Raw genomic sequence first — 783 nt, 5'->3', positions numbered from 1 at the left:
CGCTTGGGGGTGGTGCTGCTGGTTGTCCTTCCAGGCAGCTTCATATTCGTCGGGTGAGAGCCCGCAGAGGCCAGCTTGGATGCGGCGGGGGTTGTACCATCCGTCGATGTATCGGAACAACGTCCCCTGTGCTTGTTCACGTGTCGCGAAAGTGGTTGCGGGCCAATAGATTAGCTCGACCTTGATGGTTGACCACAGGTTCTCGGCCAGGGCATTGTCGAAACTATCCCCAACACTTCCGGTCGACGGAGCGATGCCGGCATCTACCAGGCGCTGGGTGAACCGCACCGAAGTGTACTGGCAGCCTTTGTCGCTGTGGTGTATGAGCTGTCCGTCGCGCACGTCACGGGAGAAGATGGCGTAGTCCAGTGCGCAACACACCAGCTCGGTGGTCGCACGTGAGCTGCTGTCCCAGCCAACCACCTTGTTGGAGAACGTATCCCGGACGCTGGCCAGCCACAGCACCCCTTCCAAAGTGGGGATGCGCGTCAGATCGGCGACCCACTTCTGGTTGGGGGCGGTGGCCGAAAAGTCGCGGTCGAGCAGGTCCGGTGCCGCCGTGTGCTTGGGGTTTTGCCGGGTCGAGCCGTGCTTCCAGCCCTTGGGCAGGAACGCGCCCTGGCGGCCGTTGGCGCGCATGATCCGCTCCACCCGCTTACGACCGACCCTGACGCCACGCTTACGCAGCTCCAGCCATACCCGAGGCGAGCCGTAGGTGGCCGCGAACTCGCTTTGGCCGCGGATCTCGTCGATCAGCACAAGCAGCTCGGCGTCCCGGCGGGC

The 783-nt window shown here is 63.9% G+C and carries 1 protein-coding gene; it reads right to left on the bottom strand.

The features are described from left to right. A partial coding sequence (locus CDN38_RS28600; protein ID WP_142361429.1) for an IS3 family transposase occupies positions 1-783 on the bottom strand: 783 nt, incomplete at both ends.

The sequence above is a fragment of the Mycobacterium ostraviense genome (assembly GCF_002705925.1).
Lineage (GTDB): Bacteria > Actinomycetota > Actinomycetes > Mycobacteriales > Mycobacteriaceae > Mycobacterium > Mycobacterium ostraviense.
The sequence above is the reverse complement of the archived record's forward strand: the minus strand, read 5'-3'. Positions and strand labels throughout refer to the sequence as shown.